This is a genomic window from Paraburkholderia aspalathi (assembly GCF_905220735.1).
In the GTDB taxonomy this organism is placed as follows: domain Bacteria; phylum Pseudomonadota; class Gammaproteobacteria; order Burkholderiales; family Burkholderiaceae; genus Paraburkholderia; species Paraburkholderia aspalathi.
In genome coordinates this window covers 1,431,710-1,448,895 of the sequence record NZ_CAJNBA010000001.1, presented here as the reverse complement: position 1 = coordinate 1,448,895, position 17,186 = coordinate 1,431,710, and the positions used below count along the sequence as shown (strand labels likewise).

General features: G+C 61.6%; 13 protein-coding genes. 8 read left to right on the top strand and 5 right to left on the bottom strand.

Annotation, left to right across the window (positions count from 1 at the left end):
- Positions 1–70: 70 nt before the first annotated feature.
- From KHO30_RS06410 to KHO30_RS06385, 6 genes are all read left to right on the top strand, one after another.
- Positions 71–979: a LysR family transcriptional regulator gene (locus tag KHO30_RS06410; protein WP_200619310.1), complete on the top strand. Its 909-nt coding sequence runs from the start codon at positions 71–73 to the stop codon at positions 977–979.
- 139 nt (positions 980–1,118) lie between these two features.
- Complete coding sequence (locus KHO30_RS06405) at positions 1,119–1,553, top strand: MarR family winged helix-turn-helix transcriptional regulator (RefSeq protein ID WP_093634897.1); 435 nt, start codon at positions 1,119–1,121, stop codon at positions 1,551–1,553.
- 129 nt (positions 1,554–1,682) lie between these two features.
- Positions 1,683–3,191, top strand: coding sequence for an efflux transporter outer membrane subunit (locus KHO30_RS06400; protein ID WP_093634898.1), 1,509 nt, complete (start codon positions 1,683–1,685; stop codon positions 3,189–3,191).
- A 65-nt stretch (positions 3,192–3,256) separates the two neighbouring features.
- Positions 3,257–4,417 (top strand): HlyD/EmrA/EmrK family protein, encoded by a 1,161-nt coding sequence (locus tag KHO30_RS06395; RefSeq protein ID WP_093634899.1) that lies wholly within the window; start codon positions 3,257–3,259, stop codon positions 4,415–4,417.
- Between the two features lie 73 nt (positions 4,418–4,490).
- Positions 4,491–6,047 (top strand): DHA2 family efflux MFS transporter permease subunit, encoded by a 1,557-nt coding sequence (locus KHO30_RS06390; RefSeq protein WP_093634900.1) that lies wholly within the window; start codon positions 4,491–4,493, stop codon positions 6,045–6,047.
- A gap of 124 nt (positions 6,048–6,171) precedes the next feature.
- Entirely contained in the window at positions 6,172–6,795 is a 624-nt protein-coding gene (locus KHO30_RS06385) for a LysE family translocator (RefSeq protein ID WP_054040326.1), read from the top strand.
- Between the two features lie 12 nt (positions 6,796–6,807).
- On the opposite strand, the gene KHO30_RS06380 is transcribed toward KHO30_RS06385, so the two are convergent.
- Positions 6,808–8,223, bottom strand: coding sequence for an aminotransferase-like domain-containing protein (locus KHO30_RS06380; RefSeq protein ID WP_054040324.1), 1,416 nt, complete (start codon positions 8,221–8,223; stop codon positions 6,808–6,810).
- A gap of 222 nt (positions 8,224–8,445) precedes the next feature.
- On the opposite strand from KHO30_RS06380, the gene aptA reads away from it, so the two are divergent.
- On the top strand, positions 8,446–9,774 hold the full coding sequence (gene aptA / locus KHO30_RS06375) for an omega-aminotransferase AptA (RefSeq protein ID WP_211700357.1): 1,329 nt from the start codon (positions 8,446–8,448) through the stop codon (positions 9,772–9,774).
- A 77-nt stretch (positions 9,775–9,851) separates the two neighbouring features.
- Here the strand turns inward: aptA and KHO30_RS06370 are convergent, their stop codons facing one another.
- Positions 9,852–10,376, bottom strand: coding sequence for a DUF6496 domain-containing protein (locus tag KHO30_RS06370; protein ID WP_211700356.1), 525 nt, complete (start codon positions 10,374–10,376; stop codon positions 9,852–9,854).
- 177 nt (positions 10,377–10,553) lie between these two features.
- On the opposite strand from KHO30_RS06370, the gene KHO30_RS06365 reads away from it, so the two are divergent.
- The gene (locus KHO30_RS06365; RefSeq protein ID WP_093634903.1) at positions 10,554–10,805 is read left to right on the top strand and encodes a hypothetical protein; all 252 of its coding nucleotides are present in this window, start codon (positions 10,554–10,556) and stop codon (positions 10,803–10,805) included.
- A gap of 879 nt (positions 10,806–11,684) precedes the next feature.
- On the opposite strand, the gene KHO30_RS06360 is transcribed toward KHO30_RS06365, so the two are convergent.
- The 3 genes from KHO30_RS06360 to KHO30_RS06350 all read right to left on the bottom strand — a co-directional run bounded on the left by KHO30_RS06360 (position 11,685) and on the right by KHO30_RS06350 (position 17,160).
- Positions 11,685–12,893, bottom strand: a complete 1,209-nt coding sequence (locus tag KHO30_RS06360; RefSeq protein ID WP_200565275.1) for an ABC transporter substrate-binding protein — start codon at positions 12,891–12,893, stop codon at positions 11,685–11,687.
- A 152-nt stretch (positions 12,894–13,045) separates the two neighbouring features.
- Entirely contained in the window at positions 13,046–16,657 is a 3,612-nt protein-coding gene (locus tag KHO30_RS06355; protein ID WP_211700355.1) for a molybdopterin cofactor-binding domain-containing protein, read from the bottom strand.
- A complete protein-coding gene (locus KHO30_RS06350; protein WP_211700354.1) occupies positions 16,654–17,160 on the bottom strand; it encodes a (2Fe-2S)-binding protein in 507 nt (168 codons plus the stop codon). Before KHO30_RS06350 ends, KHO30_RS06355 begins: the two co-directional genes overlap by 4 nt.
- Between the last annotated feature and the right edge of the window lie 26 nt (positions 17,161–17,186).

Below are 17,186 nucleotides of genomic sequence, written 5' to 3'. Positions count from 1 at the left end.
GGCACTTCCAGTGGCGCTGAAAACGGCATTCCGTCCATCCTTTGTTCCAGTTGGTCGACGAGATCTCATCATGGAATATATCGAAAGCCTACGCATTTTCCGGTCGGTGGTCGAACTGAAGAGTTTCACCCGCGCGGCGGATATTCATGGGCTGGCCCGGCCGGCAGTGTCGCGGGCAATCGCGGGGCTGGAAGAGAGGATCGGATGCCGGCTGTTAAACCGGACGACCCGGCAGGTCTCACTCACCGAAGCCGCGGAACGATTCTACGAAGGCTGCGTGCGTATCCTGGACGATCTGGACGTACTCGAAGCGGACGTAGCCAACCAGACACGCGAAGCGGGTGGCGTCTTACGCCTCGTCGCTCATACGACGGCGACGGTAAGCCGGCTGGTTCCCCTGATCGCCGGATTCAAGCGAGCCCATCCGAAGGTCACGCTCGACGTGACGCTGACTGAACGGCCCGTCGACCTGGTCGGCGACGGGTTCGACCTTGGCCTCATTCTTCCGTACATGCTGACGAGCGAAACGACGGTCGTGCGTCTGCTCGAACGCATTCCGGTTGTCATCGTCGCGACGCCGCAGTATCTGCAGGCGTCGTCAACGCCGGGAGATCCGTCGGAACTGGCCAGCCACCTTTTTGTGCCGATGTCGCCGTCCATTCGTCGCCCCGCCATCGGCTTCCGGCTTGGCGAGGACGAACTGAGCGTTCCGCTTCGTTTCGATGTTTCGTCGAACAGCCCCGCCTTCAACCTGGAAATGGTGCTGCAGGGTTTCGGAATCGGTGTCGTGCCGGCAGCCCTTGTAGAGAACGAATTGGCCTCGGGAAAGCTCGTCCAGTTGCTCACCGGTTCGCAGCTTGTCGACGACAGCGTCGAAATCCAGCTCGCTTATAGCAACCGGACCCTGCTGCCTGCCAAAGTGCGTGCGTTTATTGACTATGCGGCTGCCTTCTTCGAAACGCTGGCGACATCGCGCTAATTCAGCGCCGACGAAAACAACCGGCGAAGCGCGCCGGAAGAATAAAAGGGCGGGATGAGTCGATTGGTGCACGAAACGACAACAAACTGATAATCCAGCCAGCATCGCTTCCAGACGGGGGCCGCATTACTCTGTGCGTATGCACTCAAACGATCTTCCGGACGACGACTGCTTTGCTCTTCGTCAAGCATCCCGACATATTTCGAAGCTTTACGAGCGTCATTTGTCTGAGGCCGGCATCACGCCCACGCAGTTCAGCGTCCTCAGAACACTGAGTCGTTGTACGAATCTGACGATGGCCGAGTTGGCCAAAGCGATGGTGATGGACAGAACGACTCTCGTTCGAGCGCTTAAACCCCTGCTCCGGCGCGGCCTCGTGCTTGCTCCTGCCGAACCGCAAAGCAATCGGCGGCTGCGAGTCGTACTCACCCGAAGAGGACTGACGAAGCTCGACGAAGCGGCCGCTCATTGGGCAACAGCGCAGGCCAGCTTCGAACGTAGTTTTGGCCAGCAACAGGCAGCGCATCTGCGAAGTGAACTGTTTCGCATGACGAGCTACCTGTCCGAAAGATAACCACAACGCAACAGACTTATTCACCTCGTAGATCGATACGCAAATATTTGAACGCTATTGTGTGCATATGCACTTTAAGCAATGCAAAGCCATACAACCCAGATCAGCCAAAGGAAAACGGAAACCATCATGAACCACGACCGACCCCAGCTCCGAACGAGCGCATGGGCTGCCACGATAGCCTCGGCGGTGGCGGCGCTTGGCCTCGCCGGATGCGTCAACTACGCCGGTATCAAGAGCGACAAGCAGATTGCCCCGCCCACCCAGTATGAAACGAAGGAGAGCTTGCCTGCCGAGGGCGGACAGTGGCCTGCAATGGATTGGGCCAAGCAGTTCGGCGATGCGCAGCTGCCCAGGCTGATCGACGAGGCACTGGCCGGCAATCCAACGATCGATCAGGCACGTGCACGCATTGAGAAAGCCTCTGCCTCAGTCGGCACGGCCCATTCCGCACTCTATCCAAACGTGACGGGAAGCTATTCATGGACGCGCGAGCGCTATAGCGACAATGGGTCCGCTCCACCGCCGGTCAACGGCACCTGGCAGAGCGAGAACAACGTGCTCGCCAGTGCTTCGTTTGATCTCGACCTGTGGGGCAAGAATCGCGAACGGCTTCGTCAGTCTGTCTCGCAGGAGAAGGTCGCCGAAGCCGAAGCCGAGCAGGTGCGCATCTCTTTGGCCGCGTCGGTGGCCAGCACCTACAACCATCTTGCGCAGCTCTATGCGTTGCGTGATATCGAGGCTCGCGAAGTGAAGAATCGCGAGGATATCGGCCGAATCACGGATGGGCGCGTGGGTGCGGGGCTCGACACCAACGTTGAGCGGCAGACCGCATACGGCGAAACCGCAACGAGCCGCTCCAGCGTCAGTGACCTCGATGGACAGATCACAACCGTCCGCTACCAATTGGGTGCCCTGCTCGGCGAAGGACCGGATGGCGGCCTCAAGATCGCCAACCCATCGCTTGGAGAGGGCGCCGGCGTCGCGCTTCCCGACAACCTGCCCGCCGACCTGATTTCGCGGCGCCCGGACATCGTTGCGGCCTATTGGCAGGTGGATGGAGCAATCCACGATGTAAAGGAAAAAAAGGCCGAGTTCTTTCCGGACGTCAATCTTTCCGCATCAGCTGCACTGGACGCGTTTGGCTGGGGGCGATTCCTGACGGCTGGAAGCGGCCAACTTCAGGCAGGACCCGCGATTCATCTTCCTATCTTCGACGCTGGTGCGCTGCGCGCCCAACTGAAGGGCCGCTACGCGGACTTCGATTACGACGTCGCGACGTACAACCAGACGTTGATCAGCGCTTTATCCGATGTTGCCACGCAGGTCACGCAGATCCACTCGGCCGACCGTCAACTGGTCGATGCGCAGCAGGCCCTGGATGCACAGACCAAAGCCTACCAACTGGCGCTCGTTCGATACAAGGCTGGCTTGAATCAGCAACTGCAGGTACTGAACGCCGACGACAACCGGCTCGCAGCCGAAACAGCTGTCGTGAACCTCGAAATGAATCGCCGCGGCATGCAAATCGGGCTGATCAAGGCACTAGGCGGCGGATTCGATGCTTCGCAGGCTGGCCTTGCCGCAAACACGGAGACACCGATTCCTGCGCCGTCCGGCAGCACGGCAACTCACTGAACGACCAGATCGGCACTCGGGCGTATCGGCCTGAGCGCGACCATCAAACTTTATTGGAGCTACCCATGAACGCACCTCAGTCATCGTCGGATAAAGAGCCGGAAAAGAAGCCCGGCAAACGCAAACTCCTGCTCTCGCTGCTTGCCGCTTCGCTCGCGATCGCAGGCGCTGCGTATGGCGCTTTCTATTTCGTCGAAGCCCGTCATCACGTGGATACGGACGACGCCTACGTCAACGGCAACGTCGTCCAAATTACGCCGCAGGTCACGGGAACCGTCATCGGGGTCAATGCGGATAACACGCAAATCGTCAGGAAGGGCGAACCGATCGTCCAGATCGATCCCGCGGACGCCAGGATTGCGTTGCAACAGGCCGAGGCGAATCTGGGCCAAACCGTTCGCAGAGTGCATGGCCTGTATGCCGACGACGACAGATACCGCGCCGATATCGCTGAACGCCAATCGGATCTTTCGAAAGCGCAGGACGATCTGAAGCGCCGGCTTGCCACTGGCATGACGGGGGCGGTGTCGGACGAGGAAATCTCACACGCACGTGACGCGGTCCGCTCGGCTCAGGCCTCGCTTGAAGCAGCCCGGCAGCAGCTTGGCGCCAATCGCGCGCTGACGGCCAACACGTCGGTCGAGAAGCATCCGGACGTACTGGCAAGCGCCGCCCACGTTCGCGACGCCTACCTGGCTTATGCGCGCACCACGTTGCCGGCCCCCGTGACCGGATATATCGCACAGCGCTCGGTTCAGGTCGGGCAGCGCGTGTCACCCGGCGCAGCGCTGATGTCGGTAGTGCCGCTGGAACAGGTCTGGGTCGATGCGAACTTCAAGGAATGGCAGCTTCGTCACATCCGGGTTGGCCAGCCTGTTGAGCTGACAGCCGATGTCTACGGCTCCTCCGTCGTTTATCACGGCAAGGTGGTGGGCTTTACGCCGGGCACCGGATCGGCACTGGCGCTGTTGCCTGCGCAGAATGCGACCGGCAACTGGATCAAGGTCGTGCAGCGGCTCCCGGTACGCATCGAGATTCCGCCTGCGGAACTGGAAAAGCATCCGCTGCGTGTGGGTCTTTCAATGAACGTGGATGTCAACGTCAAGGACCCTGCCGGCGCCCAACTCGGTACGCAGTCTACGTCCGCCTATAAGACCGACGTTTTCGCGAAGTACGGCGACGAGGCCGATGCCGCGATCGCACGAATCATCGCCGAAAACGAATGACCGCCGCTCATTGGACCGCGGCACGTGAAAGATGCCGCGCCTTTCTCGCCAGACACAGGACAGCCGTATCACCATGACCACCAACCATCCCAATCATCCGCCGCTGACCGGGGCGACACTCGCTCTGGGTTCCCTGAGCGTTGGTCTCGCGGGCTTCATGACCGTGCTCGATTCGTCGATCGCCAACGTCGCCATTCCAACCATTTCCGGCAACCTCGGCGTATCAGTCGACGAAGGCACGTGGGTCATCACCGTCTTTGCCGCTGCGAATGCAATCGCGATTCCCTTGACTGGCTGGCTGACGCAGAGGCTGGGGCAGGTCCGGCTGTTCGTCGGCTCGATACTGTTGTTCGTGTTCGCATCCTGGTTGTGCGGCATCGCGCCAACCTTGCCGATCCTGCTTCTTGCGCGTGTGTTGCAGGGCGCCGTGGCCGGACCGCTGATTCCAATGTCCCAGGCACTGCTGCTCAGTTCGTGGCCGAAAGCGAAATCTTCACTGGCACTTTCGCTATTCTCAATGATTGTGGTGACCGGGCCGATTGTGGGTCCGGCACTTGGCGGGTGGGTCACGGACAGCTACAGCTGGTCATGGATCTTCTATATCAACATCCCGGTCGGCCTATTCGCTGCCGCGATGGTCTGGCTTCTCTATCGCAAGCGCGATACGCCGGCCAGAAAGCTGCCGATCGACGTTGTCGGGCTGGTGCTGCTGATCGTCTGGGTCGCGTCGCTTCAGGTGATGCTGGACAAGGGCAAAGATCTCGACTGGTTCTCTTCGAACACAATCATCGTTCTGACTATCGTTGCCGCGGTGGGCCTTGCGCTTTTCATTGTCTGGGAGCTAACAGAGAAAAACCCTATCGTCGACCTTACCCTCTTCAAGCAGCGCAACTTTCTTGGAGGCACGGTTTCGATTGCTGTCGCGTATGGCATCTTCTTCGGCACGCTGGTGTTGCTTCCGCAGTGGATGCAGGAGTACCTGGGTTACCGGGCAGTCGATGCGGGACTCGCAACGGCGCCGCTGGGCATTTTCGCGGTGATCGGTGCGCCGATCATGGGTAAGATCCTGCCGCGCTCCGATGCGCGCATCATCGGCACATTCGCGTTCATTGGCTTCGCGATCGTCTACTACATGCGCTCGTATTTCTATACGGATCTCAGCGAGGGGTACATCATTCTGCCGACCCTCCTGCAGGGTATTCCGATGGCACTGTTCTTCGCGCCGCTGACCGTGATCATCCTGTCAGGGCAACCGCCCGAAAAAGTGCCAGCCGCTGCCGGCCTGTCCACCTTCGGACGCATGTTCTTTGGCGGCATCGGCACATCGATCGCGGGCGTCGTGTGGAACAACCGGACGATCATGCACCATGAAATCCTGACGCAGCAGTCGAGTCCGACCAACCCGATATTCAATGCGCAAATGAACACCTACCACTCAGCGCTTGGCCTGAGCCAGCAAGCGTCGTATGCGCTGTTCGACCATACGGTGCAGTCGCAGGCGGCCATGTTAGGGCTGAATGACGTGTTCTACGGAGCCGCGCTCATCATGATCATCATTATTCCGCTCATCTGGATCACGAAGCCAGGCAAGGCGGGCGGTTCGAGCGACGCGGCCGCGGCTGCGCATTGAAAGACGGCTGGGTACCGTCGTCCGTACCGGGCACCATCCCACAAACCGTATAGGTACTGTACCGGCGTGGTTCGCTAGAATGCTCCGAGGGTCTTGTCGACCAACCTCGGAGCCACCCATGTCCATGTCCTACCTCAGTCTCAGCGCGCTCCCCGCCGGCATTCTGTTCGCGCTCGTCACCACGATCACGCCTGGTCCGAACAACACGATGTTGCTCGCCTCGGGCGTCAACTTCGGCTTTCGCCGCACGCTGCCGCATCTTTCGGGAATCAGCGCCGGGGTCGTGCTGCTGATGCTGTCGGTTGGGATTGGTCTGGGCGAAGCCTTCGTACACTTCCCCGTGCTGTACACGGTGCTCGAAGTCGCGAGCGTCGCGTACCTGTTGTATCTCGCGTGGAAAATCGGCACGTCGGGTGAATTGAAGGTCAAGAAAGGCGAGCGCCGGCCCATGAAGTTTCATGAAGCCATTGCCTTCCAGTGGGTCAACCCGAAAGCGTGGATGATGGTGCTGACCGCCGCCACCACGATCCACCTTAGCGAGAGCGCCAGCGTGAATGCCATCGCGATGGCGGTGATCTTCTACGTGATCGGCTTTCCGTGCATCTGCCTGTGGGCGGGTTTCGGCACCGCGATGCGCAAAGTGCTGTCGGACCCGAAGCGGCTGCGCATCTTCAATGTGGCGATGGCGCTGCTGCTGGTGCTCTCGCTGTATCCGATCGCGCTCAAGCTGCTAGGCCAGTCCGTTTAAGATCGAGCCCGGCTAGATCGCACCCTGCCCGACTCGCTCGATGAAGCGCCACAACGCGTCGTCGGTCGAGTACGGCGCGTTGAAGCGGAACCACGCGCTCGGGGCGTCGTCGGGACGGAAATAGGAGCCAGGCGCGAGCCAGATGCCATGCTGGAGCGCGGCGGTCGCCACCTCGCCCGCGCGCTCCGCTTCGATCGGCAGGCGAGCCCACAGGAACAGACCGGCTCGCGGCCGATGAAACAGTTCCAGGCCGAGCGAATCGAGTCGCTCTTCGACGGTCGCATGCGCGAGCTTGAGCCGCTCGTTCACGGCTTCCACGTGACGCGCGTAGCGCCCTTCGAGCAACACCTTGTCGACGATCCGTTCGATCGCTTCCGACGAGGTCAAACCCACCGCCATCTTCGTGCGCGCCAGTTCGCGCAGAACTGCCCGCTCGGCGACCACGTAGCCGCAACGCAACCCCGGCGTCACCGTTTTCGAAAAACCGCCCACGTAGAGCACGCGCTGCAAGCCTTCCATGGCGGCAAACAAAGGCGCGCCCGACGGCGCCAGTTCGCGGCTGACGTCGTCTTCGATCACCCACATGCGTTGACGCTCGGCGATCTGCAACAGACGGAACGCCGCCGACATGCCGAAGGTCGCGCCGGTCGGATTCTGCAGCGTGGTGTTGACGAAAATCGCTTTCGGCTTGTGCTGCGCGACCAGCGCTTCGAGCACGTCCGTATCGACGCCGGCCGGGGTGCGCGGCACGCCATGCACCACCAGCCCCGCCAGCTTGAGAATCTGCAGCAGATTGCAGTAACCGGGATCTTCGACGATCACGGCATCGCCCGCGCGCAGCAGTGTACGGACGATCAGATCCAGCCCTTGCGTCGCGCCCTGCGTGAGCAATACGTTGGAGACGTCCACCGGCAAACCGCGCCGGTCGAGCTGCTCGGCGATCCGCTCGCGCAGCGGCGCGAAGCCGTATGGATGCCCGTAGTCGCCGAGACGCGCCGCCGGCACGCGGCTCATTGCACGCAGCGCGTGCTGCAAACCCGTCTCGTTGATCCACTCGTTCGGCAGCCAGCCGCCGCCTGCCTTGATCGGCACCGAGTGATCGGCGAACACGTCCGACAGCAGCCAGGTCGCGGTCAGGCTCGGCGGCTGCCAGTCGGTCGGGGCCGCCCGCGCGGACTGCGCGCGCGCCGCCACTCGATAACCGGAACCGCGCCGCGCTACCACGAGCCCCATCGAAACGAGACGGTTGTAGGCCTCGGTCACCGTGAAAGTACTCAGTTCGTGGCTTTGCGCCAACTGCCGCACTGAGGGCAGCAGCGCGCCGGCACGCAGCGACTGCGCCTCGATGGCGCGCGCGAATCCCTGCACGACCTGCTCGACGAGCGTGGGAGCGGCGCGTCGGTCGCGCTCAAGTTGTAGTTCGATCATGGTTCGGACTGAAAGGCCGGCCGCGACGGCCGGCTGCGTTGCCAGAAAGGTGGCCCGGAAAGCGTCAGATAAAGCGTCAAGTTAAGTCACCGCGCCATCATCGCGCGATCGACACAGTTAGCGCAAATCCACCAACACAGTTAGCACCACACTGCGTCAACTGTTTATGCCGCCATTAAACCGCGGACGCTACAGTTTCGCTATCACTTCGAGGAGAAAATCATGACTTCGCGCCCCGTCATCGACGACCTGTCGTCTTTCTGGATGCCCTTCACCGCCAACCGCCAGTTCAAGGCTGCGCCGCGCCTGCTGGAATCGGCCAAGGGTATGTACTACCGCACCACGGACGGGCGTGAAGTGCTCGACGGCTGCGCGGGTCTCTGGTGCGTGAACGCCGGCCACGGCCGCGACGAAATCGTCGCCGCGATCACCGAACAACTGTCCACGCTCGACTTCGCACCGACATTCCAGATGGGCCACCCGTTGGCGTTCGAAGCGGCCACCAAAGTCGCCGAACTGATGCCGAACGGCCTCGACCGCATCTTCTTCACCAACTCCGGCTCGGAATCGGTCGACACCGCGCTGAAAATCGCACTGGCGTACCACCGTTCGCGCGGCGAAGGCCAGCGCACGCGTCTGATCGGCCGCGAGCGCGGCTATCACGGCGTGGGCTTCGGCGGCATTTCGGTTGGCGGCATCGCGCCGAACCGCAAGACCTTCTCCGGCGCGCTGCTGCCGGCGGTCGATCATTTGCCGCACACGCATAACCTCGAACACAACGCGTTTTCGAAGGGCCAGCCCGCCTGGGGCGCGCATCTCGCCGACGAACTCGAGCGCATCGTCACGTTGCACGACGCATCGACGATCGCCGCCGTGATCGTCGAACCGGTGGCCGGCTCGACGGGCGTGCTGATTCCGCCGCAAGGCTACCTGCAGAAGCTGCGCGAAATTTGCACGAAGCACGGCATCCTGCTGATTTTCGACGAAGTGATTACCGCATTCGGCCGCGTCGGCAAAGCAACGGCAAGCGAATACTTCGGCGTGACGCCGGACCTGATCACGATGGCCAAGGCAATCAACAACGCCGCGATCCCGATGGGTGCAGTGGCCGCGAGCCGCACGATCCACGACACGATCGTCAACGCCGGCGCGCAGGGCGCGATCGAGCTGTTCCACGGCTACACGTATTCGGCCCACCCGGCTGCGGCCGCGGCCGCCGTCGCGACGCTCGACCTGTATCGCCGCGAAGGCCTGTTCGAGCGCGCGGCAACGATGGCGCCGAAGTTCGAAGCCGCCGCTCACTCGCTGCGCGGCGCGAAGCATGTGAAGGACGTTCGCAACCTCGGCTTGATCGCGGGCGTCGAACTCGAGCCGCGCGACGGTGCGCCGGGCGCGCGTGCTTACGAAGCGTTCGTGAAGTGCTTCGAGGCGGGTGTGCTGGTGCGCTTTACCGGCGACATCCTCGCGTTCTCGCCGCCGCTCATCATCGATGAAGAGCAGATCGCGCACATCTTCAAGACGGTGGGCGACGTACTGGCAACGGTGCAGTAAGACTGAGAGATGTGGCGCGCGTGGGTGGCGCGCGCCGCGTTTTGGTTGCCCGTATCACACCCTCTCAAGCGATAGCGTCAGCGATGCGCGCGCGAAGCCCTCGTGTGTGCGGCCTTTTTAGCTGCGGCCGAGCGCCCTGAAGCACCCTTGGTCGCTGCGGCCTTCTTCGCAGCGGCAGAACGACTGGCCGCCGGCCGTTTGGCCGCTGCCGATTTCGTCTGTTTCGACAAAGCCTTGTGCGATGCCCCCTCGGTGCTTTCGCGCTTCAATGCATTGGTCGCGGCACGTGAACGCCTGGCTGTCGATTCGCTGCTCGCGCTCTTCTTCGCCGTGCTCTTGTGCTGGCCCGCGGCGTTGTCCTTCTGCGCTTTCTTGCGGGTCGCCTCACTCGCGGCGCCCTTTTTTGGCGACTTCACGGCGACGCCTGCACGCCTCGCTTCGGACAGGCCGATTGCAATCGCCTGCTTGGCCGACCTGACACCGTGCTTGCCGGCGCGCACCTTATCGATCTGTTCCTTGACGAATTCCCCTGCCTGGGTGCTCGATGCCTTGCCGGCACGCTTGTCGGCTTGGGCACGCTTGATGGTTTTCTGTTCGGGCATGACGGTCCTCCGGTTGGCTGTTGGCTTTGGACATGCAGCAACGCGTGTGCCGGGGGGCGTTCGCTGCGGCGCAGCGAAACTTCAGGAAATTGGGCGACAAGGCTCGCGCCTGGCAACTGGACGGCGTATGGTGAGAGCAAGGGTTGGCGCCTTGGTCCGGCCCGACGGGAGACGTCCATGAAGATACCTACCGTTCGCGCAGGCGCGCATATCGAAGGCGTGCATTGGGTTGCCGAGTACGCTGAAGACGTTCACGAGATTCGTGTGTTCCGCGAAGGCCAGGAAGTGGATGTGCATAATGCGCCGTCCTCGTTGTTCGGCGATGAGGAAAATGCGGGGTCTAAGAGCACCGCTGATCATCGAGGGATGGAAGCCGCTGTGCTGGCTTATTTGCGGCGGTTTGTGATTGAGCATGATGCGGAGGAGTAGGTTTTTTTGCCTGCGCGGCGCTTGTTTGGCCGTGTTCCTGGGGCTTTGGCCTTTCCTTGATTTGTTAGTGGTCTATTAGCGTTGCCCCTGTGCGGGGCGGCACTTACTTTCTTTGCCGCCGCAAAGAAAGATAAGCAAAGAAAGCGGCTAGAAGCCCCTGCTAAGTGGGCACCGTGGTTTGCTACGGGTAGTGGTGCATCTGGAATCTGTGTTCGTGCCCGTGCATACGCCAGTGACAAGGGCGTCATACTTCCGGCGGCGCTGCGCGCGCCGAAGAGTACTTCTTAAAACCGATCGCTGCGTTTTGGCGCTCATGCCTTGCCAACGAGCCGCGGCTCGTTATTGCACAGCCACTGTGATTGCAACCGCAACTGTGGGTGTGGGTGTGGCTGTGGCTGTGGCTGTGGCTGTGGCTGTGGCTGTGGCTGTGGCTGTGGCTGAGGCGGCGATTGCGGCACACCGACATATGATTTTAAATAGGGGTTCCCGGCCGAGTGCAGAGCGCGTCGCCGAGGCGAAGCCGACGGCCCCCACAGACCTCAACCGAAGCCCATGGTTTCCCATGCAGACCCGTCCGCGACGCACGCAGTGCGGAGTGGGAGCTGATGACTCCTTTGTCACTAACGCCGAATGTGCGAGAGCACGGATTCCAGTCGCACCACTACCCGCAGCAGACCACGGTGCCCACTTAGCAGGGGCTTCTAGCCGCTTTCTTTGCTTATCTTTCTTTGCGGCGGCAAAGAAAGTAAGTGCCGCCCCGCACAGGGGCAACACTAATAGACCACTAACAAATCAAGGAAAGGCACCAAAGCCAGAACAAGGAAAGCCCAAAGCCCCAGGAACACGGCCAATGCCGCCGCAACAGGCAAAAAAGAACCCTTATTCAGCCGCCCGTAACTTCTTAACCTCAGCATCCGAAGGCTGCACACTCCCCCCATCGATGTAACGATAAGAAGTCATCACCCCCTTACCGTCCTTAAGACCGGTAACCCCAACAAAAGCGCCCATGGTCGACTGATTATCCTGCCCCCGATAAGTAATCGGCCCGAAGGGCGTCTCCACCCCTAGCCCCTTGAACGCGGCGGCGAGCTTATCCGGATCGGTAGATCCAGCCTTCTTGATCCCCGCCGCAATCGACATCAACGCCGAATACCCAACGACTGACCCCAGTCGCGGATAATCGTGATACTTCGCCTGATACGCATCGACAAACTTCTTGTTCGCCGCCGTATCGATCGAATACCACGGGTAGCCTGTCACGATCCAACCCGTCGGCGCCTCCGCTCCCAGCGGATCGAGATAGTCCGGCTCGCCCGTCAGCAACGACACCACGCTGCGATCCTTGAACAAGCCACGCGTATTGCCCTCACGCACAAACTTGCCGAGATCGGCGCCAAACAGCACGTTGAAAATCGCATCCGGTTTCGCGTCGGCGATCGCCTGCGACACCGCGCCCGCATCGACATTGCCCAGCGGCGTCGCCTGTTCGGCGACAAACTCCACGTCCGGCTGCGCCGCCGTCATCAGCTTCTTGAACGTCGCCACCGCCGATTGCCCGTACTCGTAGTTCGGATACACAAGCGCCCAACGCTTCTTCTTCAGCTTCACCGCCTCCGGCACCAGCATCGCCACTTGCATATACGTCGAAGGACGCAGACGGTACGTATATTTGTTGCCGTCGGCCCAAACGATCTTGTCAGTCAACGGTTCGGCCGCGAGGAAGAAAATCTTCTTCTGCTTCGCGAAGTCGGTTAATGCGAGGCCCGTGTTCGACAGGAAGCCGCCGAACAGCAATTGCACCTGCTCGCGTGCAATCAACTCCTGCGCGACGCGGATGGTGTCGCCCGGGTTGCCGTTGTCGTCGCGCGACACCACTTCAAGCTGCTTGCCGAGTACGCCGCCCGCCGCGTTCACCTGCTCGAGCGCGAGATTCCAGCCGTTCTTGTAAGGCCCGAGAAAGGCCGGCTGCGCCTTGTAGCTGTTGATTTCGCCGACCTTGATGGTCTGCTGTGCGCTCGCGCCAACGGCCGCGAGCGATAGAACCGTTGAAACCGTGAGGCGAGAGATCCATCCTGCGCGCGTGGTCATGCGTTTCTCCGTTATCAAAAGGATTGCGGGAATGCGGTCGTTTTTATCAAGCGTTGAAGCGTTTGACGATTCGTTCGGCGAACCGTATTGCGAATTGTGCTGCCAGTGGTGCTACGAGCGATGCTGCGAGTCATGCAAAACGTTTCGCGATTTCACTCTGCCTGCGGCGTCGCGCGAATTCTCGCAACGCTCGCCGTGACGTCCTGCCATGCCGGCTTGCCGCCGGCGAATTGCTGACGCAGATAGGTCACCAGTTCGGCGACCTGGGCGTCGTTGAAACTGTCGCGGTAAGCCGGCATCGTACCGAGTTCGGGCCGTGCAGGCGAGCCGATACCATCGAGAATCACGCGAATCAGATTATCAGGCGTCGTGCTATGCAGATTCGTGTTAAGCGCCAGCGAAGGATGCGCACCGAACAATTGCGGTCCACTGCCCGTGTGATGACAGGCTGCACATGCGCCGTCGAAAAGACGCGCACCAAGACCTGTTGCGGTGCCCGTAATCGTGCTGGCCTGCTCGTATTGACGCGCCATCGCCGCAGGATCCGCATTCGGCTCCAGCGGACTCAAAGACGCCAGATAGGTGGCCATCGCGCGAATGTCACTGTCGGGCAACGCCACCAGATCGTTGACGACCGGCGCCATTGGCCCGGCCGCGACGCCATGCAGTGGCGCATGACCGTAGCGCAGATAACTGAACAGTTCGTCTTCGCTCCAGGGTACCGGCGCGTTGGACAGCCTCGACAGCGCGGGCGCTTCCCAGCCTTCCGCCATGCCGCCGCCCATGAACGCGGCGCCGGTTTTCTCGGCACCGAATGCATTACGCGGGGTATGGCATGCGCTGCAGTGGCCAAGGCTGTTCACGAGATACGCCCCGCGGTTCCATTGCGCACTTTGCGTCCCACTGGCGGTAAACGTATTGCGTCCGAGGAACAGCCCGTTCCATGCAGCCATCAACGGACGCACGCTGAATGGATAGGCCAGCTTCGTTTCCGGTGGCCTGGAACGCACCGGCGTTTGCGCCATCAGATACGCGTAGAGCGCTTTCAGATCGTCGTCGGACGTGTTCCTGAACGACGTGTACGGGAACGCGGGATACAGATGATGGCCGTCGCGGCTGATACCTTGCCGCATCGCCCGCACGAATGCGTCGAGCGACCATGTGCCGATCCCGGTCTGTCCGTCAGGCGTGATGTTCGTGCTATAGATGGTGCCGAATGGCGTATCGAGTGGTTTGCCGCCGGCATTCGGCACGCCGTTGTGCGCGGTATGGCAAACCGCACAATTACCCAGCGCCGCCAGCAGTTTGCCGCGCGCCACCAGCTCAGGCGCAAACGCGCTCGCGAGTGGCGGCGTAATCGGCGCAATGGCTTGTGGCGTCAAAGCCAATGCACCGAGCCAGCCGGCAGCGCCCGCCGCAATTGCGCCGAGAAAACCGAGCCGCCAGCGCTTCTTTTTGCGCGCCGCCGCTTCTTCCGCTTGCGCATCGGCGAGCGCTGCGCGAATCGTCTCCGGGGTGAACGGCGGTCTGCGAAAACGCACACCTGTCGCGTCGTACAGCGCGTTGGCAATCGCCGCGGCGCCAGGCAGCGACGCCGATTCGCCTGTGCCCATCGGTGGCTCGCCGTGCCGCGGCATCATCACGACTTCGATCACCGGCACTTCACGGAACGTCAGAATCGGATACGCGCCCCATTCCTGACTCGTGACCGCGTTATCGCCGAACGTCACGCGTTCTTTCAGCGCACGGCTGGTCGCCTGAATCACGTTGCCGTGTATCTGATGACGCACGCCGTCAGGATTCACCATGGTGCCGGTATCCTGGCCGACCACCACGCGCGTCACGGCGAGCTCGCCGCTCTTGCGATTGACTTCGATGTCAGCGACCCACGCGGACCATGCCGCGCCGAAGCCGGGAAATTTGCTGTGCACGTAACGGGCGTAGGCAAAACCTCTACCGCGCGCAATGTCGCCCTCTTCCTGATCATTTTTCAAGGCGATGTTAAGAGGCTGCCAGTCAGCTTTCTCGGCCACTGCCTTCACAAGATCGATCGCACGCGGATCGGTCAGATGCTTCAAACGAAACTCGACCGGATCTACGCCCGCCTCAGCCGCGAGTTCGTCGATAAAGGATTCATGCGCGAAGGTGTTCGGCAAGGCCGACACGCCCCGCAGCCAGGACGCGCGCACGATCGGCGGCGTGTCGTCGCAAACAATGCGCATGGTCCGGTAGTCGTATGGCGGCACGGATGTGCGGTCGCCCATTTCGAATACCTGCGGCTGTGCGGAAATGGTGCCGGTCAGCAGCAACGCCAACGTGGGAGCGTCGTTCGATGGATAGCGCGTCGCGAAGTCGTACGCGGCGAGCTCGCCTTCGGCATCTAAAGCGCCGCGCACGTCCATCAACTGCGCAGCGCCTTTTGGCTCCCATGCATGCTCGTCTTCACGCGATAGTTGCACACGCACCGGACTGCCTGTTGCGCGCGATAGCAGCGCGGCGTCGGCGGCGACATCGTCCGCACAATTGCGGCCGTAGCAACCCGCTGCGTCCATGCGCACGATTTCGATGTGCGCTTCGTCGAGCGCCATCAGCAAGGCGAGATCCGCACGCAACGAATGTGGGTTCTGCGTGCCCGACCAGACTTTCAGCTTCGCATCCCGGTAGTCGGCCACCGCGCACGACGGTCCAATCGACGCATGCATCTGAAACGGCCATACATAGGTGCGTTCCAGCGTTCGGGCAGAGTCTTGCGCGAGTGCTGCGTCGACGTCACCTTCGATCACCAGATCGCGCCGATTGGCCGGATTCGCTCTTAGCGCTGCTTCCACTTCTTCACTGGTTTCGAGCGCGGGCAAACCCTCTACCGCTTTCCATTGCACATGCAAGCGCTTCACCGCCTGCTGCGCGACCTCTTCGCGTTCAGCCACGATGCCGACAAAATCGCGGATCACCACGACCTTGACGATTCCAGGCAAATCGCTAACTGAAGCTTCATCGACATGCAGCAGGCTATTGCCCACGAAGTCGCCCTGCGCGACACCGGCATAAGGTGGACGAACAACACGCCCATGCAGCATGCCAGGCACACGCACGTCATGCACGAAACTCAATTCACCGGTTGCCTTTGCCGGAATATCGACACGCGGTGTGCTCTTGCCGACGACCTTGTACGCGTCCGGCGATTTCAAAGGCGCATCGGTGGCAAGGTCCAATTCGATGCGCCGCCCGGTGATCAATTCGCCGTAGCCAATGCTTTTTTCCGTCCCGCCGTCGCGCGTGAAAACCACGCCGTCTCGTACGTCGAGCTGCTCTGTGCTGACGTTCAAACGTGCGGCTGCTTCCGCCAGAAGGAACTGACGCGCTTGCGCCGCTGCATGGCGGAGTGGCACCGCCGATATCTGGATCGTCGCGCTTGCAATCGTCGGCCCCTGATTCGGCGCCTCGCTGGTGTGGCCGAGCACAACCGACACACGCGTCAACGGCACATCCAGTTCTTCCGCAACGATCTGCGCGAGCGCGGTGCCGATGCCGGTGCCGAGATCGACGTGGCCGTTGAACGCCACCACGCTGCCGTCGTCACTCACCACGAGAAACATGTCCCCCTCGGTCGGCACGAACGACGAACGCGACCCCGGCTGACCGATCGCAGGCTTCACCGGCGCCTGCGGCGGCCGCGTGATGATGAGCACGCTCTGCGCGTCATGGAGCTGCCGTCGTGACAGCGGTGCGGAACGTCGATCGACGCTGAAATCCGGCCCTGTCATGCGCGCACTCCTTCACGCACGGCGGTCTGCGCAGCGAGCAGTTCTGCCGCGCGCTGCACCGCGCGCACGATCTCGACATGTGTGCCGCACCGGCAGAGGTTGCGCGACAGCTCCCGCCGGATCGTCTCGACGCTCGGATGCGGATCGCGATCGAGCAACGCTTTGGCGGTCATGATCATGCCGTTCAGGCAATAGCCGCACTGCGCGGCCTGTTCTTCGATAAACGCCTGCTGCACTGGATGCAGTGCGACACGCGTGCCCAATCCTTCGAGCGTAGTGATCTCACGCCCCAAGGCAACCTTCGCGGTCGTCACACAGGAACGCGTCGGCATACCGTCGAGCAGGACCGTACACGCACCACATTCGCCAAGTCCGCAGCCGAACTTCGGACCGTTTAGCGCGAGGTCGTTACGCAGCAGGTAAAGCAGGGGCGTGTCCACGCTGGCGTTGACAAGATGCGTCACGCCGTTGACATTCAGCGTAAGCGGCGCCAGGCGGTTCATGACAATGCCGGCCACGCCGTACGGCG

Bases quoted from the DNA above. Each gene is read 5' to 3' on its own strand.
- KHO30_RS06350 (WP_211700354.1), bottom strand. From the start codon at position 17,160: ATGAACCGCCTGGCGCCGCTTACGCTGAATGTCAACGGCGTGACGCAT.
- KHO30_RS06355 (WP_211700355.1), bottom strand. From the start codon at position 16,657: ATGACAGGGCCGGATTTCAGCGTCGATCGACGTTCCGCACCGCTGTCA.
- KHO30_RS06410 (WP_200619310.1), top strand. From the start codon at position 71: ATGGAATATATCGAAAGCCTACGCATTTTCCGGTCGGTGGTCGAACTG.
- KHO30_RS06385 (WP_054040326.1), top strand. From the start codon at position 6,172: ATGTCCTACCTCAGTCTCAGCGCGCTCCCCGCCGGCATTCTGTTCGCG.
- KHO30_RS06365 (WP_093634903.1), top strand. From the start codon at position 10,554: ATGAAGATACCTACCGTTCGCGCAGGCGCGCATATCGAAGGCGTGCAT.
- KHO30_RS06370 (WP_211700356.1), bottom strand. From the start codon at position 10,376: ATGCCCGAACAGAAAACCATCAAGCGTGCCCAAGCCGACAAGCGTGCC.
- KHO30_RS06390 (WP_093634900.1), top strand. From the start codon at position 4,491: ATGACCACCAACCATCCCAATCATCCGCCGCTGACCGGGGCGACACTC.
- aptA (WP_211700357.1), top strand. From the start codon at position 8,446: ATGACTTCGCGCCCCGTCATCGACGACCTGTCGTCTTTCTGGATGCCC.
- KHO30_RS06395 (WP_093634899.1), top strand. From the start codon at position 3,257: ATGAACGCACCTCAGTCATCGTCGGATAAAGAGCCGGAAAAGAAGCCC.
- KHO30_RS06360 (WP_200565275.1), bottom strand. From the start codon at position 12,893: ATGACCACGCGCGCAGGATGGATCTCTCGCCTCACGGTTTCAACGGTT.
- KHO30_RS06380 (WP_054040324.1), bottom strand. From the start codon at position 8,223: ATGATCGAACTACAACTTGAGCGCGACCGACGCGCCGCTCCCACGCTC.
- KHO30_RS06405 (WP_093634897.1), top strand. From the start codon at position 1,119: ATGCACTCAAACGATCTTCCGGACGACGACTGCTTTGCTCTTCGTCAA.
- KHO30_RS06400 (WP_093634898.1), top strand. From the start codon at position 1,683: ATGAACCACGACCGACCCCAGCTCCGAACGAGCGCATGGGCTGCCACG.